Raw genomic sequence first — 25,542 nt, forward strand, 5'->3', positions numbered from 1 at the left:
CTCACGAGACCCAGAAATCAGGTGACCGCAGTCACAGAAAGGAACAAGCTGAACCTCGATACAAAAAGGGCGAGTGCGCTGCTCGAAGGCAGCGCACTCGCCCATTCATTCGATTGCCGAGAAGAACCTCTGACTCAGATGTCCCTGCCTGGAACGGGACGCCCGAGCGCGGAGATCCGGTCCCGGAGCACGTAGGAAATCTCTTTGCGCTCCTGATCCGTCAGCGTGCCCAGCAGTACGGCCAACTCCTCCTGCCAGTCACTGCGCGGAGGGCTCAGCAGACTCTGGTGGTCGACCGCCCAGTCCAGCACTTGACGCACCTGGTCAGGATGTCTGAGGAGCCAGAGCGCCGCCAGCGACGCCGGCCCGGCCTGCAGCGCCTGGAGGCAGAACTCGTACTCCCCACGACGGCTGGCTGTCCAGGAGTAGCGGACTCCCTCGTCCGCGTCCTGGCCGATGAGGAGTTCCTCACCGCTTTCACGGAGCCGTACGTCGAACACCCGGTAGCTCAGGCCGGCCTCGTCCAGCCGCTGTGGCCCGCCGAGGTACTGCATGATCTCCGGGGCCCCCAGCCCGCTGCCGGCCACTGCCTGCGCCTCGGCCAGGTGATGCAGGGCACCGGTGAGACGGGTACGCACGACATGCCAGCCGTGCGCGGTCCTCGTACGCACGACTCGTACGGGGTCATGGACCCACCACGACACCCAGAGATCCACCGATTCCGTTCCGTACACAGTGGGGAGGCCGGCCGCCTGCGAGTCCACGTGCTCGGTCGTGTCCACCCGGAAGACGTCGGTGTACCGTCCGCCCAGGCCGGGCGGAGCCGCCTCCGCCGACGCGGGCCCGTAGGCTCCGGCATCGTCAGGATCCCCACCGTGGCCAAGGAATCGGTAGTCCCCGGCATCGTCCCTGAGCACCAGGGACCAGTCCCTGGCCGTGGACCAGCGCTGGCGGAGGATTGCCTTCCAGGGCGGGCCGGCGACCCGGACATAGAGACGCTCGGTCGACTCGTCGTTCACGCTGCCTCTCCTCGCTCACCGGCGCGCCATCTGCTGAGCGAAGCCCGCGCCGTGTTCAGTCCGGGCCATCCGTCAGCGCCCGCCTCGTCCATTTCGACGAAAAGTCGGAATTCACCGAATTGCATGCCACGAGCCAATACGGTGAACAGGTTCTCCACCGCGCGGAACTGCGTTTGGTCCCATCGCGCCCAGTCGGCCCAACGCAGCAATGCCGCGCAGGTTGCATCGAACGAACTCTCCGTGTTCAGCGCGCGGCGGATGAATTCGACTGTCGCCTCCGCCTCCGGAGTTGCGTCCGCGAGTCCCCGCATGAACCATCCCGGGGACTGAAGCAACTGGCTGAACAGCAAAAGCACCTGTTCCACGTCCAATCGCTCTGCGCTCAGCCATTCCATGAGCCGGGCGAACACCTTCGCCTCGTTACCGGCCTGGAAAAGACTCATGATCGCTACCCGCACGGCCAGCAGGACCTTTCCATCGTCATCCTGATCCGTCCCGCCAGGACGGCTCCGCACGCCAAGGAGGAGATCGTGAAGAAGCCGCAGGGCCAGGTCCGGTCGGGCAAGCCCGAATCCCGCACCGCAGGTGTACGCCACTGTCGTCCTCAGGTGGACGCCAGTCGACAGGCTCCAGCGCTGAAGGCGATAGCGCACCTCCGCGACCAGCACCGGGTCCTCGGCCGCGATGCCCAGCGCGTTCGCCGCGATGAGTTGGCTGGTCGTGCGGTCCGACTCGGCGAGTGCCTGGATGTGCCGCAACGCACGTCGTCCACCTCCCCACCTCGCCGCCCTGCCCATGAACTGGCCGACTGGTCGGGTCAGTTCGGTGGAGCGCTCGACTGTGCGCAGCCACTCGACCAGAAGGTCCGACAACTGTCCGTACTCACGCCACACGTGTCTGAGCACTGCTTCGGCCTGCCGGTGCCTGACAAACACAACCCCCTGCACACTGTGCGCGTAGGCACCCTCTGTACTGATGGCGCGGTCCTGACGGACGGCGCGAACGCCGTGCAGCAGGTCGGTCAGGGACCGCCGGAAGACAAAGTCCGGGTTCGGCCGCTCGCCCTTTTCGGCTCCCGAGGAGTCCGTCGGCGGCAGTTCCTCCGTCAGACGCCCTTCGGACAGCTTCAGCAAGCGGGTGGCTTCGTCCCTGACGAGCCGGTGGTCCAGGCCCTCGTAGACGGAGGCGGCCAGGAGAAACGCCAGCGCGTCCGGGTCTCCGCGTAACTTCCGTAAAAGTTCCGGAACTTCCTGTTCTGCTCGGTAGCTCAGCCTATCTCCCAAGTCACCCAGCGCGTCCGGGTCGCCGTCAGCCGCCGTAATGGCCGTCACCAGCTCCACCACCTCGGCCGGCACCAACTCAGGCACCAGCAGGTCGCTCAGCTCATGGCTCCGGCTCAGTGCCGACAGCAGACGCTCCCGCTCCCGCTGGTCCGGGACCATTTCCTCGAAATAGCTGCCGAAGACAATGGCCGGCGGTGGTGGTACACACCGGATGGGCCGGACGTGCAACTGCTGTTCGAGGCGGCGCAGCAGCGCCGCGTCATCAGGCAGCGTGATCACCATGTGGGCCTTGGCCTGCTTGAGCTGTGAGCGCACATGCCCCAGTACACCGGGGCCGAGGGGGCGGGAGGGGAAGAGCCCGTCCATCAGGTATCCCCGGGCCGAGGGATCGGTGGGCCGCCAGCGGTCCAGTTCGGTCACGCTGTCCAACGCCCGCAGCTGGGCCCCGTCCCCGCAGCGTTCGCGCAGGAGGTTGAGCGCCGCGGTGCGGCGTCCCGACCCCGGACGCCCGGCCAGGAAGAGCGGTCCTTCCTTCAACTCCTTGAGTGCTTCCCCGAACCAGTCGGGGCGCGCGAACCCGAAGGCGGCGGCCTGCACCTCCGACTCCGGGACGGGCCCCTCGCGCAGCCTCCCTTCCCCCGGTCCCTTCCCTTCGTTCTCGGATCCGTTGTGCACGCGCTGGCCACCGTGGATGGCTCCGGAGTTGATGTTTCCCCGTGGGGCGTACACGAACGAGAGCGAACCTCTCCTGTCCGCGCCGATCGCGTCGAGCAGCTCGGGAATGTCAGGCTCGGCCTCGGTACGCGACGGTCCGTCGCCGGGGGGCGGCTTCGGGGCAGCCGGTTCCAAGCCGGGCAGCTCCGCAGGTTGCGGCTCTTCGTCCGGGGTCACTGCCGCCCCTGGTACTTGTTGCCGCGGACCTGGTCCCCTTGGAAGCCGCGGACACGCCCGGCCTTGTTGCCCTCGACGTGATCGCCGGCGACATGGTGGTTGGCCACGCTCTGTCCACCGTGGACCGTGCCGGTGTTGATGTTGCCGCTGGGGGCGCTGTTCCTCACCTGCGGAGTCGGCGTGTCGTCGTGCGGCGGCGGACCGACGACTTCCGCCGCAGGCTCCTCGGTGGCGGCGACATCCGAGGGATCCTCGTAGAGCGGCCCCGAAGGCTGGGGTACGTAGACCCAGGCCCGCTGGGAGAACGGCTTGCCCTCGACCGTCGCCGCCACCTCCACGAAGTGGTCGGGGTGGCGTCCGGTGTACCCGCTGGCGACAGCGTCCTCGTAGCAGCGGTCGGAGAGGATCGCCGCGACGTGGGTGATGTTCTCCTTGTGAGAAGCGAGCACTGCCTTGACAGGTCGGGAGTCGAGCAGGCGGTGCGTGTCATTACGCGCCTTGCCGTTGCCGCTGAACTCGTCGCCGGTATCGGGCAGCGGGCCGACGTGCACACTGGCGCGGAGCCTGATGGGCACCGCCCCGCAGGACAGGACGTTGTAGTCGGTGAGCACGTCCTGGAGCGTGAGCAGCAGCGGGTGGATCACGAAGGGCATCCGAGCAGGGTCAAATCCGAAGACGTAGCCGTCGCCGGTCGAGGCGGGGAAAACGCGCTCCTCCCAGAGGTCCCCCAGTTCAGCCCTGGACAGCGCGGCCTTGAGAAGGTCGGGCACAGCCCGGCTGACGGCTTCGTGCTCGATTGCGGGGCGGCCCGTGAAGTCCTTGGCGTCCACGGCCAGGATGCCCCGGTAGTCGGGCAGCAGCCGACTGTGGGTGTAAGGACGGACGATTCGCCCGGGCAATTCTCCGGTGAACTCGCGCATATCACTCCTCTGTGAAGCCCACCCGACCTCTCGGAGATCGGGCCGGGGCATTCATGCGTGCGGTGGCTCGCATTTCGAGCTTCACAGTGGGCGTGGAAACGGTCTGCGCCGCAGGACCGGATGAGGGGTGACGTGGAGCACACCGCGCTCCGGAGTCGACGATCTCTCGCAGCGCGTCCACGTCGATCACGTCGATCCGCCCTTTCCCAGCCTCCACCCGGTCCTGTCCAAGCTGTTCCAGCGCCTTGCTGACAGCCTTGCGGCCTACCCCTATGTGCAGTGCCAGGTCCTCCCTGGTGAGGTCGAAGGACCGCTCTCCGTCAGATGCCTCGACCAGTCGAAGCAGAGCCACGGCGAGCCGCTCGTGCACCGCCCCGTCATGGATCTCGGTCTGCTCCAACAGGCGACGGGAGGACATCACCGCGAGCGGATAGGCGAGTCGGCGATCGTCCACCAGGCGCCGAAAATCATCCCCAGAAACGATGGAAGCTTTGCAATCGCTCATTGCCCACACGCTGGCCATGCGCATGCCTGCACCTTGCAGCGCCATCTCACCAAGAATCTCACCAGGTCCACGGAAGGCGAGAAGCCTCTGCCGCCCGTCGCGGTCGGTGCGTACTACCTTCACCAGTCCACTGACCAGTGCAAGTACGTGGGTTCCCTTGTCGCCCTGACGTAGCAGCGCTCGACCGGCCAAGTAGGTCTGGGGCGGATACCGAGTCAGCTCTGCCCACTCCTCGCACGGCACTAGAGCACGAAGAGGCGACAGCGAGAGAGGGTGACCTTCGCTCATGCGATCACAGTAGAGGAGGAGCCCTCCGAGTGAGTGCCGAATTCTGCATTCCGTGCTCGCGGCAGGCTCAAGAGGCTGGAGCTCTTCCACTCGGCGAGCCTTCCGCCGGGAACGACCGAGCGCACCCCGCAGCACAGTCCCCTTGCTCGCAGCAACCACTCGAACGCGGCGAGCTGGGGGTATGACGTCGGCCTGCTCACTCCGGCGGGCAACGCCGCACCCTTCTCGTACAGAAGTGCCTTACCTGCGCCGCTGCCTGCCTGCCCGCCGCACGGGAACACTTCGGTGCACGCGGTGAGACCCCGCGTCTTGCTCTCCTTCGCCAACAGCGACGAGCGCTACCGTCGCCCTACGTCACCTCCTGCACAGCGCTGACTGACGCCCGCCCGTTCCACTCTGACCTTCTGAACATCACGGACGCAGTGGTCTCGGAGTTCTCCGCGGAGGACCGTTCCGCTGGGTATGAAAGGGCGAGGTCGCACCGGCGTCCGGCCGTGCCACAACATGACAGTATCGGTGGTAAGGCGCGGTCAGCACCGGTCCCGATACGGCACACGGATCCGAGGAGCATCAGCCTGTTCCTGGCATATCGCTCGCTTAGGTCCAGGTGACCCCCCCAAGCTCAGAGCGCGAGTTCGGTTCCGATTCTCGTCACCCGCTAATGAAAAAGCCCCAGGCCACCGGCTTGGGGCCTTGTTGTTGCTCAAGCCCGATCGAACACCCCGCGTGTACTCGTTCTGCACCCAACGCGTCCGTCCGCTTCTTCAGGTTGCCAGCACCTCGCAAGCACATAGGCAACTATGATAGTTGCTATACGCTTCAGCGTATGGAGACGAAGACGTACACGACCATCGACCTGCGCAAGGGGATGGGCGAGATCCTGGACCGGACCCGGATCGCCGGCGAGGCGGCCGCCATCACCCGCAAGGGAAAGACGGTCGCCTACCTGGTGCCGGCCGAGTGGTTCGAGCAGATGGCCCGTCGGCACCAGTCGCACGAGGACCGGCACGAGGCTGCCTGACCCACCCTCCATACCAAGGAGTTTGCACACTATGCCCGCCCATGCACTCCACTTCGATGGGTACGACGGGGAGCCCCTGCGGTTGCCACCCATGCCCGAACACACCTCCCAAGCACTTCGGTTGGCGATTCAGGAACACACTCCGCACCTCCTCCCGGACTTTGAGGCGCACTGGAAGCGCGTCATCGGCGATGCCTTCAACATCACGCCCGTGCCCGCTTTCATGCGCCTGTGGTGGACGCAGTACGCCATCGCGCGAAATCCGGTTCTCGACTCGCACCTTCGCGACCTCGAAGCCCGCGCCGCCAAGTCCGAGAACCCCGAGGAGTCCACTCGGCTTCTGGAGGAGTACAGCCGCCTCCGGCACGAAGCTGCCGAGAGGAAGCCCGGAGAGTGACCGACGAACCACCCCGTCCGCCTTGGCAAATGGACTGGACGAAGCAGGCGCAGCACGACTTCCAGAACATGCCCGCCGAAGGCAGTGACCTGGTCATGAGTGCCCGTGCGGAACTGAACACGGCCGAAGACCCGTACTTCTGGGGGATCGACGCCGATGCCTCGCTCCCGCACTGGATGACCGTCCGACCGCTGGCCTCTACAAGCCCCGGCGGCCCCCACATCGTGGACATGGCCGGCGGACGCGGCTGGCTCATCTACACCTTCATCCGGCGTCACGCCGACCCACAGATCGTCGTCACCGAAGCCTTCTGGGCCTGACGTCTGCGCCACCGGAGCGTCTGCAGCACAGGTGGCTCCCGTTCCGTATTCCGTCACCCGCTCCAGCACAGAACCTCAGACTGATGCCCCACAGTCGACGTGCCCATCCGTGCCCAGCAGAGCGGACAACAGCGGTCAGATACGGCTCTCAGAGACAGGGGCCCATCCACCTGCCCGCTGCAAAACCCCAGCTCAAGTCCCCTCTGGCAGCCCAAGCACCGTTGATTCCCAAGCTTAGAGCGCGAGTTCGATTCTCGTCACCCGCTCCATGAAAAAGCCCCAGGCCGGTGGTCGAGGGCTTCTTTGTTGTCCGGACTTCAACGCGTGCCGTTCGCGTGTCGTCACTGCCGACCCCACCTGAACCTCGTCCTCGGACCTCGAAGGGTGAACGCCCTGCCGGGATCCCCCGAGGCCGCCAGCGCAAGAGGCTGTCCCGCGCCGAACGGCAGAACAGCGGCCCGCACCGCAACCTCGACCGCAAGAGCGCCGCCGACCAGAAAGCAGAACTCGTACGCAAGATGCGCGAGAAGGCAGCCACAGCCGAGGCCACACGGCAGACGGGCAACGACACCACACAGAGCTGACACACCACTGCCGACTGATGATGTTCGGCGTCGATGGAGGCCCGCGGAAGGCTGTGCGGGGCGACCGCAGCTGCTGAGCCCCCCCCCAGAGGACGGACGAGAGAACGACAGCCCTACGCGACAGCGCTTCCGCGAACGAGTCGCCGGCCACGGCGCCGGCCTCCCCCGCAGCACCTTCCGGCCTGCCCTCGCCCGGCGAGCCGCTCACGGTGGCCAGGGAACACATCTGCGGTACCCACGCCGCGGCAACTCGCCCCCCGCGCGACCCGCGTCATGGGTACCGTGCTGATGACGAACTCTGTACGGGCGGAACGGCCATCGCGCCGGAACGTCCGGCGGCTGAGAGGTGTCCTCATGCTGGAGGAAGCCGAGGAGATCGGCAGGCGCGTTCACCGAGCGAGGCTGCGGTTGGGTATACCGCAGGCCGACCTGGCGACGGCCCTGGGAAAGTCGCAAGGCTGGGTGTCGAAGATGGAACGTGGCCTGATCGAGCTGGACAGGGCCGGGCTGCTCAACCAGGTGGCCGCGGAGCTGCACGTCCATCCGAACGACCTGATCGGGCGCCCGTACAGCACCTCTCCCGACGACAACCAGTGGCAGGTCGCCGCCTCATCGATTCTGCGCGAGCTGCGCGGCTACGACCTCATCCCTGTCTTCGACGGGGCTCCGCGGTCCGCATCACAGCTGTGGCGTGAGGTGACCCGACTGCACCGCCTGCGGGACACCGCTTCCAACGTGGCGATTCTCCGCGTTCTCCCGGACCTGTTCCGCGAGGCGCGCGCCCTGGCTGAGGAGTCGGAGGGGCACGAGCGGGAGGAGGCGTATGCCATCTACGCCGTGTGCTGCAAGTTCGCGCACACCGCCGCCCACTCCCTCGGGCACCCCGAGCTGGTGGCCATGGCCTGCGAGCGGGCCGCGTGGTCAGCCAGGTTGTCGGGAGATCCTGTGCTGCCCGCGGTCGCCGACTGGATGAGGGTCTGGGACATGTGGGCGACGGCTGACTGGGCCGACGCTCTGGCGCTCTCGGACAAGGCGATCGCCTCGGTGGAGCGGGAGTACGACCGTGGCGAGCCGCTGGCCGTTCGGGCCTGGGGCACGCTGCAGCTGCGGGCTGCGGTCTCCGCCGCCCAAGCCGGCCGCGCCTCGGAGGCCGAGGACCGGATCGGACATGCGAAGGACGCCGCAGAACGCATGGACGCGTATGTCGGGGCACCGGTGTACGACCGGCATTCGCTGACGTTCTCCGCCGGGAACGTGCAGATCCACGCGATCAGCGTGGCCCTGGAAACGGGCGAGCAGGGCAAGGCACTGGAGATGCACCGCCGTACCAGCCCGGAGCTGGTGGGATCGCTGCCCAACTCCCGCCAAGGGCACCACCACATGGACGTCGCGCGCGCCTGGCTGTGGGACGGGAACCGAGGAAAGGCCCTGGCCGAGTTGGAGACGGCTGAGCGGATCGCGCCTCAGCTCGTACGGAACCACCCCATCGCCCGCTCGACGCTTCGCAGCATCGTCTACGCGGAACGAGCAGCCACGCGGGAGAAGCTGCGGCGCATGTCCGACCGCTTCCACCTGGACGGATAGAGATCGTATTCCTCCGGCTCATACTGGGGATCGCCCTGTCCTGTCTTCGGGGCATGACGCGACGACATGCTGCCGGGTGCAACGGCTCACCGCAGCGGCCGGCATCCAGTGACCGCGCTCAAGCAGACCGGACGCGCTCGACTGTCGCGCGCACCCCCGGCATCTTCCGTCCGGAGACAGCCGTGCCGTCCACACGGCCGGCTCCGGGCCTGCCTACCGATCTCCACACCGGCCCGGCGGGGTGAACCGCTCAGCGCCCGGCCATCTCGCCGGGCGCCGCCCGCGGCCAGACCTCTTCGGCCCGCCGCCGCAGCGCCGGAACCAGTTCGAGGTTGTCCCCGCGCTCCGCGCTCTGGAGCAGTTCGGTGATCACCACCAGCTCTGCGAAACGCCCCGCGTCGCTGTCGAGGATGTCCGCGAACTCCCGCCGTACCCGTGCCGCCGTCTCCGGCTCCACAAGGCTGTAGGCGTGCAGCAGCGCCGCGTCGTAGCCGGCCGGGGCGATGCCCCAGCCTTCCCAGTCCAGTACACCCACTTCGGGACCCGCGAGATTGGCCCAGTGAAGGTCGCCGTGCGCGGTGGACCACGCGGGAGGAACCGTTGGCACCGGTCCGCCGAGAACAGCGAGGTACTTCGGCATGGCCCGGTCCAGGTATGCCTGACGTACGGCCGCGCGCTCGGTGCGTACGGCCGAGAGGCAGCCGAGGGCCGTACGCAGGTCGCTCCACCAGGCCGTCGTCAGACGGGGCCCGGTCGCGAGCACGGGGGCGGACGAAACGGTTTGGCCGACAATGTGGTCGTAGAGCTCTGCCTTGTACGCGTCCTTCCCCTCCGTCCACTGCCGTACGACGTGAAGGCGGGGACGCGGCACCTGCCGGGGCACCAGCCGTTCGGCGTCCTCCGGTCCGGTCCACAGCTTGCCGCTCGCGTGGTCCACCGGGCTGTGGACCACGCGCAGCCATCCGAGCCCGTACGCCCCGGTGACGGGCTTGCCCAGTGTGCGTCCGCGCCATCCCCATGCTTCGCGCGGTCCTTCCTCGGAACCCGCAGGGCGGCCAGGAACCACGCCGAGGGCGCCGCTCGCCACGGTATGAGCCGTGTGCATGCGGGCGACGACCTCGGGATCGTCAGGTTCCGAGAACATCGATGACCTTTCGCAGGTGCTCCGGTGACAGCCGCTCCCGGGCAACCGCGCACCAGGCGTCAGCCCAGTGTGCCGGGGTGCTCGCCGACAGGAGCACGCGTGACATCCCTGGAGCCGACAGAACAATCAGGAGAGCGGCCTGGACCGGGGTGGTCGAGGGGTCGATGAGGCGTACGAGGTCCGGCGTCATCAGGGCGGGCAGTGCACCGCCGTCGAGTGGTGCGGACGCGAACACGTCGAGACCGGCCTCTCGCGCCTGGTGCAGTGGGCCGACCCTCTCCAGCGCTGCCGCCACCGGGCCGAGGTGTACGAGGGAGACGGGCATCTGCACGGCGTGGAAGTGATGGTGCGGCCCGCCCACCCGTTGTGCCAGGGAGACGAGATCGGACACAGTGAACAGTCCGCTCGACAACCCCGTCCAGGTAGCCACGCCGTAGCCGCGGATCGTACCGGCGTCCGCCGTGCTCTCCATCTCCTCGAACACGGAGGCGAGCGATCGCAGCACCTCGTCCCGGCTCCCTGTGCCGTGTTCCGGATTGTGCGCGAAGACCAGCTCGGGCGCGCGGCCGAGACGGGCATGGCTGAGGGCGAGCTGCCAGGCGATGTACGGACGGCTGAGGCAGTGGTTCCGCTCACTCCGGCCCCCCGGCAGAACTCCGGCGCTGATCGCCGCCTGCCGGTCGGCGGCCGGTACGAAACCGACCTTGGTCGAGATTCCGACTTGCGGATGCCGGTCGAGCACCGGACGCAATGGCGTCTCGGCCACGCCCTGGGCATAGTTCGGGGCCGTATCGATCCACTTCACTCCGGCCGCCACCGCGGCGGACACCGCCGTGCTCACGTCGCGGCAGCGATAGGTGCCCAGGGCAAGGGCCCCGCTCACGCGGTCTTCTCCACGGCCGCCAACTCGCCGTCGATCAGCTGGCTCACCAGGAGTGCCGCCTGTCCGACGCGAATGCCGGCGGCTCGGGCGAGTACGTCGAGCCGATAGGCCCCGCCCCTGACGAGGAGGGACAGAAGTGGCTCGGTCCCCGAGGCGAAGGTCCATTCCTCTCCGCCCGCCACCAGGACCGCGTTGCCCTCGGCATCCCTGCTGAGGCGGGCCCGGGAGGTCACCAGGCGCACCGCAAGTCCTGGATCGGCGGGCACACCTTCGACATAGGGCAGGGATGGGGCGAGGCGGGAGCGTTCCGTGGCGTCCCGGACAGAGAGGTAGCGGTCGAGCAGCCCGTCGTCGCCGAACTCCTTCGTAAGAAGATCGCCCAGCGTCCTGACGAACTCCGCCTTCTCCTCCTCGGTCCCGAAGCGGGGGAGGTCGCTTCGCACGCAGATCTCCCGGCGCAGGTCTTCGGAGATCCACCGGAGCAGGTCCGCACCGGTCGTCGTCTGCATGCCGCAGGTGAGGTGCAGCGAGTGCACGCCTTCCGAGGCGGCGACCGCGTGCCACCAGCCGCGCGGCAGGTAGAGCATGTCGCCGGCGTTCAGGACGAGTTCGACGAGCGGCTCGTCCGGGGGTGGCTCCGGAACGTCGGTGTCACGGTGGAGCGGTGCTTGCCGGGTAGGCCCGTAGACCCGCCACCGCTTGGCTCCGTCGATCTGGAGGGCAATCACGTCGTGGTCGTCCCAGTGCACCCCGAAACCCTCCTCAGGCGTCCAGGAGGCGTACGCGTTGACCTGGATCCCTGTACGAAGGTGCCGTTCCAGTTGCTGTGCGAGTTCGCCGACACCAGGGTGCAGTTCGTCGACGGCGTCCAGAACGAGGGTGGCGCCGTCGGCGAGGTGCCGGTGGAGTTCCGAGGGCTTGAGCTGGTGCCACACGGTGTTGCGCCGAGTGGTGACCGGGACGGTGTAGGCGTGTTGGGGCAGCGCTTCGCCGCCCATGGACAGGCGCAAGCGGGGCGGTTCGAGGCGGTGGTGAGTGAGCAGGACGTTCAGGTCACCCCAGCCGAGCAGGCCGTCGAAGCGGCCGGGCTCGCCCGGGAAGTGGCGGTAGGTGCGGCCGTACACCTGGGTGAGGAAGTCCTCACCCAGGTGCGCGACCACCGGAGATACGACGGTGGTCATCGGTGCCGGCCTTTCTAGTCGTTGTTGTCGGAGCGGCCGGTGGAACCGCCGTCCGAGGGCTGCTCCGCCCTCGAACGCGCGGCGGCGATCCGGCGACGGGCGACCAGCAGGCCCTCGCCCTCCTGACCGTCGGTGGCGGTCACGCTGTGCTGGGACATGTCTGTCTCTCTTCCTGTGGGGTTGGGAGCGGGCCGTTACCAGCTCCCTGGACGACGCTCCCGTCGCGTGGGGTCCGTCTCGGACCGCCCAGGAGCGTCGTGGCCTGATTCCGGAACGCCGGAGTCAGGTGGTCTGCGGGAGGGAACCGGTGCGCGGGCCGCGCCCGGTGGCGGCCGCCCGGTGAGTTGCCCCGGGCAAGCACGTGCTTGCGTACGGCGGGTGCGAGGACTGAGGCGACGAAGACGAAGAAGCGCCGACTTCGAACCAGACGGACTTCCCGTACGTCGTCGGCCGCGAGCCCCATGCTTGCGCGAGCGCGGCGACCAACGGGAGCCCACGCCCGCCTTCGGCGTCAGGGCCGACCGGCGCCGGCATGGGGAGGAGATCCCGTCCCGAGTCCTCGACCTCCAGTCGCACGCGGGCCCCGTTCCAGCCCACCGATACCTGGCAGCCCTTCCGCGTGTGCGCCACGGCGTTCCCGATGACCTCGCCGGCCAGCAGTTCCAGCGTCTCGACGTCGTCTTCCGTGAGCGGCACACACCAACCGCGCACCAGCGCGACCACCCGACGACGGGCGCCGGGCACAGCAGCGATGTCCGAGGGGACACGAAAAGACGAAGGATTCAAGGCGGTTGTCAGGTACGGCATGGAGGGCGAACCTTCCTGGCTGCGTGCGTGGGAGTTCCACACAACCGCCCACAGCAGACGCTGCCCAGAGCACAATGGACGCACCAATGCGGCATCCGTGCGTCACACCCCTGCCTCACCTGGGCATCCGCACAGCCGCACGTCCGTTGCAGGGCAGGCGAACCGGGGAGAACGCATCATGGCGCAGCACCGCAACGGCTTAGCGGCGCGTCGCCGAACCGTTGGCCTCACTCAGGAGGGTCTCGCCGAACACATGGGGGTGGACCGCTCCACCGTCACCCGCTGGGAATCCGGCCGCACCGCCCCACAGCCCTGGATGCGGCCTCGCCTTGCCCGCCTCCTCCGCGTCGACGCCGACGGCCTCGACGATCTACTCACCGCCAGATCGGCGGGCGAAACCCGGGGAAGCGAGGCCCTCGACCACGCGATGCGTCACCCCGAGCGCATCTCTCTGCCCGCCGTCGCGACACTCCGCTCCCACTTCGACGACTGCGCCGAACGCTACGACCGTATGCCTTCCGCCGGCCTCATCGCGGAAGCAGCGAGACAGCTCAACCGCATCGCCCATCTCTCTTCCGCCGCGCCACGCGGACGTGTCCAAAGGGAACTTCACGTACTGCACGCCGACGCCTGCACCCTCATGGGCCAGCTTGTCTGGGATGCCTCCCAACGGCATGACCACGCCACCGCGAAGTCGTATTACGAGCAGAGCGCCGACCTCGCACGCCACCTGCGTGACGCGACGCTCGAAGCGCACGCCCTGCTGCGCACCTGCTACGTCGCCTTGTACGGCGCTCGCGACGCACACACCGGACTCGCTCTGGCCGAGCGCGCAGCGGAAGGCGCCGAACGGACGAGCCCCGCCCTGTCCGGGCTGGCGCTCCTGCATGTCGCCGAGGCCCACGCCATGCTGCGGTCCGCCTCCGCCTGCGAACGTGCTCTCTCCCGCGCCGAACGCCGACTCGCTCGTGCGGACGGAAGCGACGCCGCCGCCGAGCTGGTCTCACCGACCCAGTTCGGCCGCCTCGCGGGCTCCTGCTATCTCTCCCTCGGAGAACACGGACGCGCCGAGGCGCTGCTGTCCGATACGGCGGAAGAACTGCGGGACAGGCGGAAATCACGCGCGATCGTACTGGGGAACCTTACGCTCGCCCGCATCCGCCAAGGCGAGGTCGAAGCGGCGGTGGTCAGCCTCATCGAGGCGATCACCGAGTTGGAGGCCACTCGCGGCGGCGGAGGCATGAACATCGTCTTCGGAGCCGCACGCGAACTGCGTCCCTGGCGGCACGAACCCCTCGTCGCCGAGGCCCACGACCGCTTGCTCGGCTTGATGACGGCAGCGTAGAAGAACGAAGGAGACTCCGGTGGCAGCCAACCCCCTGGATCAGGCCAAGCAAGCGGTACGCACACAGGTCTGGGACGCCCTGACAGCCGCGGACGCCGTCCATGACGCCTCCGTCCACGGCCGCATCCCGAACTTCAAGGGCGCGGAAGAAGCCGCTGCTCGACTCGCAGCGCTCCCGGCCTGGCAGCGCGCGAGCGTGGTCAAAGCCGTACCCGACAAAGCCCAGCTCCCGGTCCGGGCAAAGGCGTTGGAGGCGGGCAAGACGGTCTACATGGCCGTACCGAAGCTGGCCGGCCTCAAGCCCTTCTATCTCCTCGACCCGGCCGCCCTCACCGTCCCACCCGCCGAGGCGGCAGCCAGCCGCACCGCCGCCTCCATCGCCCCGACCGTCGAGGTCGACGCGCTCCGTCCGCTCGACCTGATCATCCTTGGCAGCGTCGCCGTCAACCGTGACGGCGCCCGCGTCGGCAAGGGGGCCGGCTACTCCGACATCGAGTTCGCGCTGCTCACCGAGGCCGGCCTGGTGACGCCGGAGACCGTCGTCGTCACCACCGTCCACGCACTTCAGGTGACCGCCACTCCGATCCCCACCACGAAGCACGACGTCAGCGTCGACCTCATCGTCACCCCCGGTGAAACCATCATCTGCCCGAACCCACACCGCCCTTCCGGCGTCCACTGGTCCGACCTCACGGCGGAGAAGATCGCCTCGATCCCGGCACTGGCGGCGCGACACATGGTGTGACCCCCGAAACGAGGCGGCCCTGATCCGGCGCGGTAGAACTTCCCCGACCTCACCAAGGCGGCTCGCTCCGCGCGGCTGGGGCGGTCGGCTCCACGGCTTTAGCCACCTCCCCGGTTCGGGTCCCGCGTCGAGCAGGACCAGGGGGCCAGTCGTTCAAATTCCGGGCAGGATCACAGCCTGCCCGAGTTGCCGGCCAGCGTACGGCCCCCTGATCATGCTCGACCCCAAACCGGGCAGGACACCGACCAAACCCGCTCCGCCGACCTTATTGATCAGACACTCATGGGGTCCTCGTCCAGGACGTAGCGGACGCGTGGGCCACCGAAGTGGCTGCGAGGGATGTGCGGTTGGCGCTGGCGTCTGCGGAAGAAGCGACGGATCTCCGCGGCGAGTTCGGTCTCAGCCGGCAACAGGGGCGGAGGGCGTCGGTAAGCGCGTCGACCTGGTCGGCGGTGGCGACGGGTCGTTCGGCTGCGGTTTCCTTTCCCGCGCCCCGAATACGGCAGGGATTGCAGGAATTGCGTCCGAAGTCTGGTCTAGGTTTTGCCTGTGAACCACAGCCGTTCCAACGCCGACGCGCCCCGCGGGCCTGACTTGCCGCCGTATCAGGTAGTCCTGGCAGAGACTGATTGGAGTTCGCTCCAGACGGCTTTCGGGAGTGGTGAGGACCTTCCCAAGGTCCTTGCACGGCTGTTCACGCCCGATGCCAAGACCCAGGTCACCGCTTTGTCGGAGCTGGGTGAGATGGTCGGCCACCAGAACACCATCTACGAAGCCACTGCCCCCGTCGCCCTGTATGTCGCCGGCATCCTCACCCACCCGGCGGCTACCACCCCCCGGCCCTATCGCAACGTTCCCGTCCGCGCGGCCCTGTTGAACTGGTTGGCTTCCACGGCCTACGACGCCTCCGACGAGATTGTTGGCCGCACGGAGCAGTACTTCCCTGGCCACCTCACCCCCGGCACCATCGTGGCGTCCTTCCGGGACCTGCGCCCGATGCTTTATCGGGCCGTCTCGCCCTTCCTGCAGGACAGCCACGCGGACGTGCGCGAAGCCGCCGTTGTCGCCGCGCTCATCCTCGCCGAGCACCCCGCGCTCGCCGAGCACCGCGATCACCTCGCCGTGCACGCGCGCGCCATCCTGGACACCAGCAGCGACGACCCCAACCGGCGTGTTGCCTGGAAGGCACTCGAAGCATGGGGCCACGACGTCACCGACCCTGAGCCTTTTTTGGAGGAGCCCTGGGACTGGCGGTCATATAGCGATGGCCGCGGCGATCTCGAACCGCCCTTCTGACCGATACGCGCATGGCCTGCGGGCGGAGTACTCCCACGCCGGAAGCCACACCCTCCAGTCGCGAAGCCTTGACCGGAACGGTCGGTGCCGCAAACCCAAGACCTCTCGCGCATACTCCAGCATGCTTGGCGTATGTCCTCAACGACTCGCATTACCGTCACACTCCCCAGCGCTCAGGTGGCGGAGCTTCGCAAGCTCACGGACAACGTCTCCGGCTATGCAGCGGAAGCCGTAGCCCGCCAGATCCGGCACCAGCTTCTGGGCGACGACCTTCGCCGATACGAGGAAGAGCACGGAAGCTTCAGCGACGAGGAGCTCGCCGAGGCCCACTCGAAGATCTTTGGCGCCGTCGGTTCCACCAAGGGGTCGGACGCAGCGTGAGCGAGCGCATCGAGACCGTTGTCCTGGACTCGGAAGGGCTCTCCGCCTGGATCGCGCAGGACCGCAGGTTTCTCGCGATGTTGCAGGTCTTCCACGGCATGGGAGCTGACCTCGTGATCGGGCGAACACCATCGTGGAAGTCAGTCACTCCCGTACCGACATCCCCCGTCCGAACCCAAGCTCGGAGCGCGAGTTCGATTCTCGTCACCCGCTCTTGAAACGAAGAAGGCCCAGTCGCTGACCTGGGCCTTCTTCGTCACCGTTCCGGAGGAACCGGAGTTCGCGGATCGTCGATGTTCACTGTGATCTCGAACCCCGAGGTCGAGCTGAACGTAGCGATGTTGCCGGACAGCTGAATTCGATCAAACGGATTGGATTCAGCGAAGAACATCGCCCAGATCAGCGCACGGTCGGCAGTCAGACGTGCGATGAATCCCTCCGAACCGTACGAACCTTCTCCGCCCCACAGAAACCCCTCACCTCCCAGGTCCACAGCGACAAGCCCATCGACCGCAGACACCCAGGATGGATCGCCTTCCAGCATCTCGTCGAGCTCGAACGGGGAGCTCACCGAGAAGCCACTCGGCGCGGCAGAGTCGAAGGCAACGTCATAGGAGTGCCCGTCGACATAATGGAGTGCGTCCTTGATGGGAAGCTCAAAGTCTTCCCACAGGCGTTCGATCATAGTCATTTCTTATTCTTACACTTCCCAGTTGCGCACGCGCTGTGGCCTCTCCTTGAGTCCGGTCGGGGGAAACCGGCTCACCCAGTTCATTTCTTTTCCGCGCGGAATTCATGCGCCTTTGGGGATTGCTGTGCCCAGGTCCGTCCGGTCGTCGAATCAGGGTGAACCGCATTCGGGTCGACACGTTCGATGATGACCGGCCGCCCTACTTCACGTGCCGCATCAAGCCTTCGATTGTCGTACGACACCAGCTGGCCGTCCACCTCCATGACCTTCGACGCCGTACCGGGGCGTCGCCAGTCCCACTCCCCCGAGCGCATCTTCTCCACATAGTCGTTCAGGGACACAGTGAGCGTTTTTCAACCTCAGGCTGACGGGGTTGGGGTCAAAGGCGGGTCTGGAGCAGCACGAGCAGTCGTGAGGTAGTACCGGTTGCGCCCCAAGCACACTGCTGTCTAGGACAGAAGCTGACCTAGCTCACGCCTACCGTCGCTGCTGGCAACCAACATCAGCGAAAGGACCGTGATGCCCGAGCAGACCAGCCCCGCGCCGGAGGGTTACACCACCGTTGCTCCCTGGGTCGTCACCGACGACACGGGGGCCTTTCTCGACTTCGTCACCCAGGCGTTCGGGGGCGAGGAACTCGGGCGGGTGTCGACCGAGGATGGCTTGATCGGTCACGCTGAGATCCGAGTCGGCGACACCGTCGTGTTGGCTTTTGACCGTCACACGGAATGGCCCGCCATGCCGAGCCTGCTGCGCGTATGTGTCGCGGATGTGGACGAGGCGTTCTCACGGGCCGTCACAACTGGCGCCCATGTCGTCACTTCCCTGGCCGACGACGCCTTCGGACAGCGCGGAGGACGTATCAAGGACCCCTTCGGCAACATCTGGTGGGTGGTCAGCTGCGTTGAGGACATCCCTGAGGGCGAGATGTGGAAGCGGCTGCAGGACCCCGTATACGCCGAGGCCATGCGCGTGGCTCAGGAGACACTCGACGCCGAGCTCAGCGGTAAACGCCACGGGCGCAGCAGTGCACCCGTCAGGACAACCAGCTAGATCCACGACGTCGGGGTTGGCATGCGCCAGGCCGGTAGCCAAGCAGCGTTTTCATTCTGCTTCGGCAGCTTGCCAGTTGGCCTGACACAGGGGTGAAGCCCCTGGTAGATGAGTTTTCGACCAAAAATTCCATCTTTACCAGAGGCTTCAGGTGCTTGTTTACCCCTCCGGCTGGACGCGTCCAGTTCCCGCCTCCGGTGAGGTCAGCAAGCGAAGGGCCCGGCCCCCGTATCTCTTTCGCGGTCCTGCAATGGGAGCCGCTGGCCTCTGGGCCCGGTATGACTGTGTCCCCCTGTCGACTGGATGACCTGGGGGTGGTGTCGCCAGCCCCGGAGGCAGTCACAGACGCTGATGAGGGGTCCGGCCACCGTCCGGTCCCGCGTGATGCCGGACCCGACATGACGAAGCTGCGCGGCAACCAAATCCGCATCATCACCCTCTGACCAGCCGGCCCGCCCGGAGCACGCGTCGCACTGCCAACTCTCGTGTCCCATCCGTGCCCAGCAGGGCGGACAACAGTGGTCAGATACGGTCCCAAAGACCGGGAGCCGCCCACCTGCCCATCACGAAATCGCAGGTCAGGGCCTGCAACGGCCCAAGCACCGCTGATTCCCCAGCTCAGAGCGCGAGTTCGATTCTCGTCACCCGCTCCATAGGAAAGCCCCAGGCCGCGGCCCGGGGCTTCTTCGTATGCGGCACCTTGTCACTGTCCGGTCGGCCTCGGAGGCCTTTTCCTGGATAATCGGCGTATGGCATCACAGCCCAGCCTTTCCGATCTCCGCCGCACCACGTTCGCACGGCGCCTGCCCGCGGCGCTGTCCGAGCTTGCCGGCCCCGAGCACGGCACAGTGAGCCTGCCCCTTCACCTGGCGTGGTCGGGACTGACCACGTTCGACCTCGATCAGCCCCGGCTACGGATGAGCTGCTACCGCATCGTCCTGGCCGAGGGCCGGCACGACGACCTGGTCCGGTACCTCAATCGCGGCCTCCTCATCAGCCTGTGGCCGATACTGCGCACACTGATCAGCCGTGACGTCCGTGAGGTCTGGGAACGCTCCTTCGACGAACTCGTCCACAGCCCCCAGGCCGCTGCGTGAACCTCACCGACCTGCACCGTCGCCTGCTGACAGACGTACTCGCCGTAGGCGGCACCTACCCTCTGGCGCTCACCGGCGGCTACGCGGTTCAGGCACACGGCTTGGTCGACCGGCTCAGCCAGGACCTCGACGTCGCGACCGAGAACCCCGACCGCATGGAGGACATCGCCACTGCCGTACGAGCGGGTCTGGAACAACGCGGATGGCAGGTAGCCGCCACTCTGGAAACAGACCCGCTCTCCGCACGCCTGATCGTCACCGATCTCGTCAGCGGTGAAGAGTGCGAGGTCGACATCCTCAAAGAAGCTCTCTGGCGACCGCCCGTACATACCGAGTACGGCCTGGTGCTGTCCCTCGAAGATGTCGTCGGCACCAAGGTCCGCGCCCTGGCCGACCGCGGACTCGCCAGGGACCTGATCGACGTACAGGCCGCCGCAGACCGCTGGAGCCCACGTCGAACTCGAGGAACTCGGACGTCGCCACGCCCGCGACTCCTTCGACCTGAGCGAGCTTCAAGTGCACTTGGGCGGAGCCGACTGGATCGACGACACGGAGTTCGCCGCCTACGGACTCGACGAGCAAGCAATCGCCAGGTTGCGGCAGTGGGCACAGACATGGGGCGACGACATCGGCGAACGGCTCCAGGAGCTGGAAGCTCCGCACGAAGACTGATGGCCGCATAGAGCCGGATGCTTGGCAGGATACCCATCAGGCTACTCAGACCTCGGTGACCGAGCCGCTTTTGTGCCAGGTCAGAGCCGCTTCGGCCGTCCCAAGGCCGTTGATTCCCCAACTCGGAGCGCGAGTTCGGCTCTCGTCGCCCGCGCCACGAGAGAGCCCGGACCGGCGGTCGTGGCCTCTTTGTTGTCTCTGGAATTCGACGCGTGGTTGTCTGGACTTCGACGTGTGCCATGCGCGTGTCGTCACCGTCCCTGGCCTCGGCACGACCTCGCTCTCGATCTCGAAGACTGGGCACTGCCGGCGTCCCCGACATCGCCGCGCCCGTCCGCCACCGGCTAATCCGTAGACCAGATCACTTCAGACCCTTCCCGGAGAACCCATGACCGTGAGCAAGAACATCAACAACCCCGTGGGCATGGGCGGCGGCCAGCGCAAGAGGCTGTCCCGCGCCGAACGGCAGAACAACGGCCCGCACCGCAACCTCGACCGCAAGGGCGCCGCCGACCAGAAAGCGGAGCTCGTACGCAAGATGCGTGAGAAGGCAGCCGCAGCCGAGGCCACAGGGCAGACGGGCAACGACACCGCGCAGAGCTGAACACCTCACTACTGCCGCAAGGTGACCCAGGGCAGGGCTCGGACCGCAACGCACGGTCCGGGCCCTGTTGCCGTACCGGGGCCCGGTACGGGGCCCTGCTGCCGTACCGGGTGCGGTCGGCCCCGTTCAGCTCTCGGGTCACCACCGCGCCTCAGCATCCCTGCCCTGCGGGGTCACCGATGTCCTGCCTCCTGGTCCACGTCTGCTCGGCGCCCTGCGTCTCCGACCCTCCCTCCAACGCCGAGGACCACGTGCGGGTGGCGTACACAGGCGATGGGTCCACGGGCCGAACGCTGTGGAAGCCCTCACGGCCGGGGGTGGTGCTGGATGTACCCCGTTTCCGCAGGCTGGGGCCATCGAGCGGGCGGACGGTCCGCGACATGCTCAAGGGGTCGCCGAGGAAGCCCTGTTGGAAGGAAGTCCCGTGTCCGTTCGTCTTCACACCTCCGCCCGGAACAAGCCGAGCAGCCAGCCGAACAACCGGCGCGGCCGCCGCGTGTTGTCGGTGGTCGCCGCGCTGGCGGTCCTGGGTGGCGGTCTCGCTGTGGGCGGGTCCCTGGCCTATGGCGCCCAGGGCCGTGCCGGTCACCGCGACGCCGTGAGCGAGGGCGCGAAGGACCTGGTGCGCGAGGACGGTTTCCCCGCCGTGCTGGCCGCCGTCGAGGGCCGGGACGGACGGGTCCGTGACTACACGGCCGGCACCGGTGACCTGGAGACCGGCGCCACCGTGCCGGTGAACGGCCAGGTGCGGGCCGGTAGCAACACCAAGCCCTTCACGTCGGCGGTCGTGCTCCAGCTGGTCGGTGAGGGCACGGTGGACCTGGACGAACCGATCGAGACGTACCTGCCGGGTCTGGTGCACGGCGACGGCATCGACGGGTCGCGGATCACCGTACGGAACCTGCTCCAGCACACCAGCGGCCTGCCCGACTACACCCGGTCGCTGCCCCCGAACCCGTTCGAGATCCGCGACACGTACTACAACCCGCGCGAGATGCTCGACCTCGCCCTGGGTGAGAAGGCCGTGTTCGAGCCCGGCGCGAAGTGGCAGTACAGCAACACCAATTACGTCCTCGCCGGGCTCCTCGTCGAGAAGGTCACCGGCCGCCCCTTCGGTGAGGAGATCACGAACCGGATCATCCGTCCCCTCGGTCTGAAGGACACCTACTGGCCGGACGCGGGCGAGCGCGGCATCCGGGGCAGCCACCCCAAGGGCTACGGGGCTTCCACGCCCGGCAACCCGCTGGAGGACATCACCCGCCTCGACCCGTCCCAGGCGTGGGCCGCCGGACAGCTCGTCACCACGCCGCGCGACCTCAACCACTTCTTCTCCGCCCTGCTCGGCGGCGAGGTGCTGGACGCCGCCGAGCTGAAGGAGATGACGACCACGGTTCCGGCCACGGAGGGCTCTCCGACGCCCGGCACCGAATACGGCCTGGGCCTCTTCCGTACCCCCCTGTCCTGCGGTGCCGATCTGTGGGGCCACGGCGGTTCCATCCACGGTTACGAGACCTTCGGCGGCGTCACGGACGACGGCCGCGCGGCCACGGCGGCCGTCACGGCACTGTCGAGCGCGGTGGCCGCCGAGCCCGAAGAGATGATGGAGGCGCACCAGCACGTACAGGACCTGGTGGACACGGCCATCTGTCAGTAGCCGCCCCCAGCCACCACCCACCTGCCACCCACCGCGTCGCTGCCCGACGGTCCCGGGCGGCGACGCGGTCGCCGTTGCCCGGGAGCCCGGGAGCCCGGTACGAGACAGCGGCGCGGCCCCGGCCTCCTCGCGACGCCGACACCTGGAGGGCCGAGCGGCCGCGCCGGGAACAACCCGTCCGGTCGGCACGGTTGCAACCGAGGGACCGGCGCCGCACGGGCGGGGAACATGGAGACCACGCGGGGACACGGAGTCCACGAGGCCGTCCGCCCCACCAGGCCCCGGGCCCGCGAGCGCGGAACGACCGCCGCGCACCCGGACCGAGACGTAGTTCCGCAGGAGGACTGTTTTCCATGACCGACCGGCCCTTGACGCTCATGGCAGTACACGCCCACCCCGACGACGAGGCCACCAGCACCGGTGGGATCCTCGCGCGGTACGCGGCGGAAGGCATCCGCACGGTCCTCGTGACGTGTACCGACGGCGGTTGCGGTGACGGACCCGGGGGTGTCAAACCAGGCGACCCGCGACACGATCCCGCGGCCGTCGCCTCGATGCGCCGTCAGGAACTCCAGGCGAGCTGTGACGTCCTGAAGATCAGCGATCTGGAGATGCTGGACTACGCCGACTCCGGGATGATCGGCTGGCCGAGCAACGAGGCCCCCGAGTCCTTCTGGCAGACCCCGGTGGAGGAGGGCGCCGCCCGCCTCGCGGAACTCATGCGGCACTACCGGCCCGATGTGGTCGTCACCTACGACGAGAACGGCTTCTACGGCCACCCCGACCACATCCAGGCCCACCGCATCACCATGGCCGCGCTGGAGATGACCGCGCTGACCCCGAAGGTGTACTGGACGACGATGCCCCGCTCGCAGATGCAGCGGTTCGGGGAGACCATGCGCGAGTTCGGTGAGGACATGCCGGAGCCGGATCCCGCCGAGGCCGCCGCGCTGGCCGAGATCGGTCTCCCCGACGACGAGATCACCACATGGGTGGACGCCTCCGCATTCAGTGATCAGAAGTTCGACGCGCTGGCCGCCCACTCCAGCCAGGGCGAGAACATCTTCTTCCTCAAGATGGGCAAGGAGAGGTTCCGCGAGTGGATGGGCACGGAGACCTTCGTCCGTGTCAAGGACGCCACCGGAGCGGCCGTACCCGAGAACGACCTCTTCGCCGGACTGCGCTGATCCGTCCGGCCGGCCGGGGGCCCCTCTCCTCAGGGCCCCTTCTCGGGGCTGCCTCAGGGCCCCTCCTCAGGCAGCCTTCTCAGGTCGCCTCGGGGGAGGCCCGGGTCCCACCCGCGGTGGCGATGAGGGCAGCCACGTATGCGGGGGCTTCGTCAACCAGGAGATGACCCCCGCGGGGCACCACCTCAAGCTCGATGCCGAACGCCTTGCGCACGGCCGGGCCGAGGCGTCGAGGCGGCAGGAAGGTGTCGTGCTCACCCGCGATGACACAGCGGCGAAGCCGCGTCGGGGGCACATCCGCGACCCCTGGGGATCCGCTGGAGCGGACGTGCCGCCCGACGAGGGTCATCCATTCCACCAGCTCGGCGCGTGGCTGGTGGCCGGGTGCGTGCATGGTTCGCAGGAGCCGGGCACTGCGTTGCGGCGTCGGGCGCACATACCAGGCGGCTGATACGGCCATCACGCCGGGGCTGACGCGGAGCCTGGTCAGTCCGCCTGGACACACGAGTACCTGTCGTTCGACGCCCGGCGAGGCGCACGAGACGGCGACCGCCGCGCCGAAGGAGTGCCCCAGGACCGTCACGGGCCCGACCGACAACTCCTTCAACGTCTCGGCCAGCCAGGCGCCGTACCAGGAGAGTCTGCCGTCGGCCGGTCCGCGTTCGGTGGAACTGAGGCCCGGCTGCCCCGGTATGTCCACGAGGAGGACCCGGTGTCCGGCGGTGACCAGAGCGGTCGCCAACGGCAAGGAGGAAGCGGCGTTGAAATTGGTTCCGGGGAGAAAGACCACCGTCGTCGAGCCGGAGCCCGCAGCCACGATGTGCGTGGGCGCCCCCTTGGCGGTCACCTCCACCCGCTCGTGCGGAACCGTCCACCGTTCGAGCTGATCGGCGCACCAGTCCTGGACGGACCGACGGCCCCTCTCGTCACGGTAGATCGACCCCATCCCGCGAGTATGCCCTGCCTGGACCGGCACCAGGGAGGTCCTGCGCGGACGGCCCCTCCGGGCACCACCCCGCAGGCCCCCCACGGCCCCCACAGCCCGTCCGGCACCAACCGCTCACCCATCCCGCCCCATCCAACAGCCCACCCACCCAGACGAGATGACCTCTCAGGCGAAGGCGCCAGCATTCTCCGAGGCCCATTCCAGAAAGGCCCTGGCCGGGGAGCCGGTGATCCGGGAAACGGTGTCACGCACGGTGAGCAGCTCATCGTTGAGATCGCCGCCCGTCAGGTCGAGCACCGCGTCGGCGGCTTCGTCGCCGAGGAAGGCGGCCATCCCCCGATGGGCCTCCTCCCGGCTGATCTCGGCGAACGGCACCTCCCGCCCCAGTACCGCCGCGATAGCCTCGACCTGCTGACGAGCGGTGATCCGCTCCGGGCCGGTCAGGGCGTACGTCCGCTCCCGGTGGCCGGGCTCGGTCAGCGCGACCCGGGCCACCGACGCGATGTCCGCGGGGTGGATCGTGGGGAGGCCGACGTCCGCGTAGGGCACACGGACCGTTTCGTGCCCGCGGATCGCGTCCGCCCACCACAGCGCGTTCGAGGCGAACTGGGTCGGCCGCAGGATGGTCCACGCCATGCCGCTGTCCTTGAGCAGACGCTCGACGGCCGAGTTCTCGCCGGCGGGGCCGAGATGCGGATGCGTCTCGACGGTGATGGACGACACCAGCACCACGTGTTCCACGCCCGCTCGCCCCGCCGCATCGAGGATGTCCGCGTCCGCCCCCACCCGTGACACGTGGAACAGTGAACGCACGTCCTCCAGCGCCGAGTTCAGCGAGGCTGCCCGTGCGAGGTCGCCCTCGACCGCTTCGACCCTCTCCGGAAACACGGCCCTCGCGGGGTCACGTGTGAGCCCCCTCAACGGTCCGGCGTCGAGCGCGTGCAGCTCCTTCACGAGGGCTCGTCCAATATTTCCGGTGGCCCCGGTCACAAGTATCACGAGGTCTTCTCCCGTCGTCCGGCAGCGGCAGCGGCACCCGTAGTG

27 protein-coding genes and 2 pseudogenes are annotated in these 25,542 nt (G+C 67.8%); 16 read left to right on the plus strand and 13 right to left on the minus strand.

The window, feature by feature from the left end; translation table 11 throughout:
• Window positions 1–134 precede the first annotated feature (134 nt).
• The 4 genes from B9S64_RS15295 to B9S64_RS15310 are packed head-to-tail and all read right to left on the minus strand — an operon-like array spanning window position 135 to window position 4,906.
• The gene (locus B9S64_RS15295) at window positions 135–1,019 is read right to left on the minus strand and encodes a hypothetical protein (protein WP_103492349.1); all 885 of its coding nucleotides are present in this window, start codon (window positions 1,017–1,019) and stop codon (window positions 135–137) included.
• Window positions 1,016–3,193 (minus strand): hypothetical protein, encoded by a 2,178-nt coding sequence (locus tag B9S64_RS15300; protein ID WP_103492350.1) that lies wholly within the window; start codon window positions 3,191–3,193, stop codon window positions 1,016–1,018. Before B9S64_RS15300 ends, B9S64_RS15295 begins: the two co-directional genes overlap by 4 nt.
• Window positions 3,190–4,113 carry a hypothetical protein gene (locus B9S64_RS15305; protein WP_103492351.1) on the minus strand — a complete coding sequence of 308 codons (924 nt, stop codon included), beginning with the start codon at window positions 4,111–4,113 and terminating at the stop codon, window positions 3,190–3,192. Before B9S64_RS15305 ends, B9S64_RS15300 begins: the two co-directional genes overlap by 4 nt.
• Window position 4,114: 1 nt before the next feature.
• Window positions 4,115–4,906 carry a Crp/Fnr family transcriptional regulator gene (locus B9S64_RS15310; protein WP_103492352.1) on the minus strand — a complete coding sequence of 264 codons (792 nt, stop codon included), beginning with the start codon at window positions 4,904–4,906 and terminating at the stop codon, window positions 4,115–4,117.
• Between the two features lie 826 nt (window positions 4,907–5,732).
• Between B9S64_RS15310 and B9S64_RS15315 the strand changes: the two genes are divergently transcribed.
• The 5 genes from B9S64_RS15315 (at window position 5,733) to B9S64_RS15335 (ending at window position 8,812) form a co-directional block, all read left to right on the plus strand.
• Window positions 5,733–5,927 (plus strand): type II toxin-antitoxin system Phd/YefM family antitoxin, encoded by a 195-nt coding sequence (locus tag B9S64_RS15315; protein ID WP_103492353.1) that lies wholly within the window; start codon window positions 5,733–5,735, stop codon window positions 5,925–5,927.
• Window positions 5,928–5,958: 31 nt separating this feature from the next.
• Window positions 5,959–6,324: a hypothetical protein gene (locus tag B9S64_RS15320; RefSeq protein WP_103492354.1), complete on the plus strand. Its 366-nt coding sequence runs from the start codon at window positions 5,959–5,961 to the stop codon at window positions 6,322–6,324.
• Window positions 6,321–6,644, plus strand: coding sequence for a hypothetical protein (locus B9S64_RS15325; RefSeq protein WP_258037942.1), 324 nt, complete (start codon window positions 6,321–6,323; stop codon window positions 6,642–6,644). The genes B9S64_RS15320 and B9S64_RS15325 overlap by 4 nt, the downstream gene beginning before the upstream one ends.
• 401 nt (window positions 6,645–7,045) lie before the next feature.
• Window positions 7,046–7,228 carry a DUF6243 family protein gene (locus B9S64_RS34755; protein WP_103492383.1) on the plus strand — a complete coding sequence of 61 codons (183 nt, stop codon included), beginning with the start codon at window positions 7,046–7,048 and terminating at the stop codon, window positions 7,226–7,228.
• 354 nt (window positions 7,229–7,582) lie between these two features.
• The gene (locus B9S64_RS15335; RefSeq protein ID WP_103492356.1) at window positions 7,583–8,812 is read left to right on the plus strand and encodes a helix-turn-helix domain-containing protein; all 1,230 of its coding nucleotides are present in this window, start codon (window positions 7,583–7,585) and stop codon (window positions 8,810–8,812) included.
• A 250-nt stretch (window positions 8,813–9,062) separates the two neighbouring features.
• On the opposite strand, the gene B9S64_RS15340 is transcribed toward B9S64_RS15335, so the two are convergent.
• The 5 genes from B9S64_RS15340 to B9S64_RS15355 form a co-directional block, all read right to left on the minus strand.
• Window positions 9,063–9,956 (minus strand): phosphotransferase, encoded by an 894-nt coding sequence (locus B9S64_RS15340; RefSeq protein WP_103492357.1) that lies wholly within the window; start codon window positions 9,954–9,956, stop codon window positions 9,063–9,065.
• Window positions 9,940–10,839 carry an aldo/keto reductase gene (locus tag B9S64_RS15345; protein ID WP_103492358.1) on the minus strand — a complete coding sequence of 300 codons (900 nt, stop codon included), beginning with the start codon at window positions 10,837–10,839 and terminating at the stop codon, window positions 9,940–9,942. Before B9S64_RS15345 ends, B9S64_RS15340 begins: the two co-directional genes overlap by 17 nt.
• Window positions 10,836–12,020 (minus strand): cupin domain-containing protein, encoded by a 1,185-nt coding sequence (locus tag B9S64_RS15350; protein ID WP_103492359.1) that lies wholly within the window; start codon window positions 12,018–12,020, stop codon window positions 10,836–10,838. Before B9S64_RS15350 ends, B9S64_RS15345 begins: the two co-directional genes overlap by 4 nt.
• Before the next feature lie 14 nt (window positions 12,021–12,034).
• Entirely contained in the window at window positions 12,035–12,178 is a 144-nt protein-coding gene (locus tag B9S64_RS34475) for a hypothetical protein (RefSeq protein ID WP_176724422.1), read from the minus strand.
• A gap of 124 nt (window positions 12,179–12,302) precedes the next feature.
• A complete protein-coding gene (locus B9S64_RS15355; protein ID WP_103492360.1) occupies window positions 12,303–12,827 on the minus strand; it encodes an ATP-binding protein in 525 nt (174 codons plus the stop codon).
• A 178-nt stretch (window positions 12,828–13,005) separates the two neighbouring features.
• Here B9S64_RS15355 and B9S64_RS15360 point away from each other — a divergent pair, with 178 nt between their 5' ends.
• The 5 genes and pseudogenes from B9S64_RS15360 to B9S64_RS35045 all read left to right on the plus strand — a co-directional run.
• Window positions 13,006–14,172, plus strand: coding sequence for a helix-turn-helix transcriptional regulator (locus B9S64_RS15360; protein ID WP_103492361.1), 1,167 nt, complete (start codon window positions 13,006–13,008; stop codon window positions 14,170–14,172).
• Between the two features lie 19 nt (window positions 14,173–14,191).
• Entirely contained in the window at window positions 14,192–14,917 is a 726-nt protein-coding gene (locus B9S64_RS15365) for a 5-formyltetrahydrofolate cyclo-ligase (RefSeq protein WP_103492362.1), read from the plus strand.
• Between the two features lie 549 nt (window positions 14,918–15,466).
• A complete protein-coding gene (locus B9S64_RS15380; protein ID WP_103492363.1) occupies window positions 15,467–16,213 on the plus strand; it encodes a hypothetical protein in 747 nt (248 codons plus the stop codon).
• 132 nt (window positions 16,214–16,345) lie between these two features.
• Window positions 16,346–16,594, plus strand: coding sequence for a hypothetical protein (locus tag B9S64_RS15385; RefSeq protein ID WP_103492384.1), 249 nt, complete (start codon window positions 16,346–16,348; stop codon window positions 16,592–16,594).
• Window positions 16,591–16,769, plus strand: a pseudogene (locus B9S64_RS35045) (DNA-binding protein); the annotation flags it as partial. The gene B9S64_RS15385 and the pseudogene B9S64_RS35045, both read left to right, overlap by 4 nt.
• Before the next feature lie 81 nt (window positions 16,770–16,850).
• On the opposite strand, the gene B9S64_RS15395 reads toward B9S64_RS35045, so the two are convergent.
• Complete coding sequence (locus B9S64_RS15395) at window positions 16,851–17,279, minus strand: hypothetical protein (protein ID WP_258037943.1); 429 nt, start codon at window positions 17,277–17,279, stop codon at window positions 16,851–16,853.
• An 86-nt stretch (window positions 17,280–17,365) separates the two neighbouring features.
• Window positions 17,366–17,626: a hypothetical protein gene (locus B9S64_RS15400; protein WP_181012360.1), complete on the minus strand. Its 261-nt coding sequence runs from the start codon at window positions 17,624–17,626 to the stop codon at window positions 17,366–17,368.
• 178 nt (window positions 17,627–17,804) lie between these two features.
• Here B9S64_RS15400 and B9S64_RS15405 point away from each other — a divergent pair, with 178 nt between their 5' ends.
• The 6 genes and pseudogenes from B9S64_RS15405 (at window position 17,805) to B9S64_RS15430 (ending at window position 23,552) form a co-directional block, all read left to right on the plus strand.
• Complete coding sequence (locus tag B9S64_RS15405) at window positions 17,805–18,338, plus strand: VOC family protein (RefSeq protein WP_103492365.1); 534 nt, start codon at window positions 17,805–17,807, stop codon at window positions 18,336–18,338.
• 749 nt (window positions 18,339–19,087) lie between these two features.
• Window positions 19,088–19,435 carry a transcriptional regulator gene (locus B9S64_RS15410; RefSeq protein WP_103492366.1) on the plus strand — a complete coding sequence of 116 codons (348 nt, stop codon included), beginning with the start codon at window positions 19,088–19,090 and terminating at the stop codon, window positions 19,433–19,435.
• Window positions 19,432–20,107 (plus strand): annotated as a pseudogene (locus tag B9S64_RS15415) (nucleotidyl transferase AbiEii/AbiGii toxin family protein). The gene B9S64_RS15410 and the pseudogene B9S64_RS15415 overlap by 4 nt, the downstream one beginning before the upstream one ends.
• Before the next feature lie 388 nt (window positions 20,108–20,495).
• Window positions 20,496–20,711 (plus strand): DUF6243 family protein, encoded by a 216-nt coding sequence (locus tag B9S64_RS15420; RefSeq protein WP_103492367.1) that lies wholly within the window; start codon window positions 20,496–20,498, stop codon window positions 20,709–20,711.
• Window positions 20,712–21,135: 424 nt separating this feature from the next.
• Window positions 21,136–22,365 carry a serine hydrolase gene (locus B9S64_RS15425; RefSeq protein WP_103492368.1) on the plus strand — a complete coding sequence of 410 codons (1,230 nt, stop codon included), beginning with the start codon at window positions 21,136–21,138 and terminating at the stop codon, window positions 22,363–22,365.
• Window positions 22,366–22,718: 353 nt separating this feature from the next.
• On the plus strand, window positions 22,719–23,552 hold the full coding sequence (locus B9S64_RS15430) for a PIG-L family deacetylase (protein ID WP_103492369.1): 834 nt from the start codon (window positions 22,719–22,721) through the stop codon (window positions 23,550–23,552).
• Window positions 23,553–23,631: 79 nt separating this feature from the next.
• On the opposite strand, the gene B9S64_RS15435 is transcribed toward B9S64_RS15430, so the two are convergent.
• Together B9S64_RS15435 and B9S64_RS15440 are read right to left on the minus strand one after the other, a co-directional pair.
• Window positions 23,632–24,498 (minus strand): alpha/beta fold hydrolase, encoded by an 867-nt coding sequence (locus B9S64_RS15435; protein ID WP_103492370.1) that lies wholly within the window; start codon window positions 24,496–24,498, stop codon window positions 23,632–23,634.
• Between the two features lie 165 nt (window positions 24,499–24,663).
• Window positions 24,664–25,497 (minus strand): NAD(P)H-binding protein, encoded by an 834-nt coding sequence (locus tag B9S64_RS15440; protein WP_103492371.1) that lies wholly within the window; start codon window positions 25,495–25,497, stop codon window positions 24,664–24,666.
• Window positions 25,498–25,542 lie beyond the last annotated feature (45 nt).

It is taken from the genome of Streptomyces sp. SM18, from assembly GCF_002910775.2.
Taxonomy (GTDB): domain Bacteria; phylum Actinomycetota; class Actinomycetes; order Streptomycetales; family Streptomycetaceae; genus Streptomyces; species Streptomyces halstedii.

Bases quoted from the DNA above. Each gene is read 5' to 3' on its own strand.
- B9S64_RS15405 (WP_103492365.1), top strand. From the start codon at position 17,805: ATGCCCGAGCAGACCAGCCCCGCGCCGGAGGGTTACACCACCGTTGCT.
- B9S64_RS15435 (WP_103492370.1), bottom strand. From the start codon at position 24,498: ATGGGGTCGATCTACCGTGACGAGAGGGGCCGTCGGTCCGTCCAGGAC.
- B9S64_RS15320 (WP_103492354.1), top strand. From the start codon at position 5,959: ATGCCCGCCCATGCACTCCACTTCGATGGGTACGACGGGGAGCCCCTG.
- B9S64_RS15355 (WP_103492360.1), bottom strand. From the start codon at position 12,827: ATGCCGTACCTGACAACCGCCTTGAATCCTTCGTCTTTTCGTGTCCCC.
- B9S64_RS15385 (WP_103492384.1), top strand. From the start codon at position 16,346: ATGTCCTCAACGACTCGCATTACCGTCACACTCCCCAGCGCTCAGGTG.
- B9S64_RS15360 (WP_103492361.1), top strand. From the start codon at position 13,006: ATGGCGCAGCACCGCAACGGCTTAGCGGCGCGTCGCCGAACCGTTGGC.
- B9S64_RS15395 (WP_258037943.1), bottom strand. From the start codon at position 17,279: ATGATCGAACGCCTGTGGGAAGACTTTGAGCTTCCCATCAAGGACGCA.
- B9S64_RS34475 (WP_176724422.1), bottom strand. From the start codon at position 12,178: ATGTCCCAGCACAGCGTGACCGCCACCGACGGTCAGGAGGGCGAGGGC.
- B9S64_RS15335 (WP_103492356.1), top strand. From the start codon at position 7,583: ATGCTGGAGGAAGCCGAGGAGATCGGCAGGCGCGTTCACCGAGCGAGG.
- B9S64_RS15340 (WP_103492357.1), bottom strand. From the start codon at position 9,956: ATGTTCTCGGAACCTGACGATCCCGAGGTCGTCGCCCGCATGCACACG.
- B9S64_RS15420 (WP_103492367.1), top strand. From the start codon at position 20,496: ATGACCGTGAGCAAGAACATCAACAACCCCGTGGGCATGGGCGGCGGC.
- B9S64_RS15350 (WP_103492359.1), bottom strand. From the start codon at position 12,020: ATGACCACCGTCGTATCTCCGGTGGTCGCGCACCTGGGTGAGGACTTC.
- B9S64_RS15310 (WP_103492352.1), bottom strand. From the start codon at position 4,906: ATGAGCGAAGGTCACCCTCTCTCGCTGTCGCCTCTTCGTGCTCTAGTG.
- B9S64_RS15315 (WP_103492353.1), top strand. From the start codon at position 5,733: ATGGAGACGAAGACGTACACGACCATCGACCTGCGCAAGGGGATGGGC.
- B9S64_RS15305 (WP_103492351.1), bottom strand. From the start codon at position 4,113: ATGCGCGAGTTCACCGGAGAATTGCCCGGGCGAATCGTCCGTCCTTAC.
- B9S64_RS15410 (WP_103492366.1), top strand. From the start codon at position 19,088: ATGGCATCACAGCCCAGCCTTTCCGATCTCCGCCGCACCACGTTCGCA.
- B9S64_RS15430 (WP_103492369.1), top strand. From the start codon at position 22,719: ATGACCGACCGGCCCTTGACGCTCATGGCAGTACACGCCCACCCCGAC.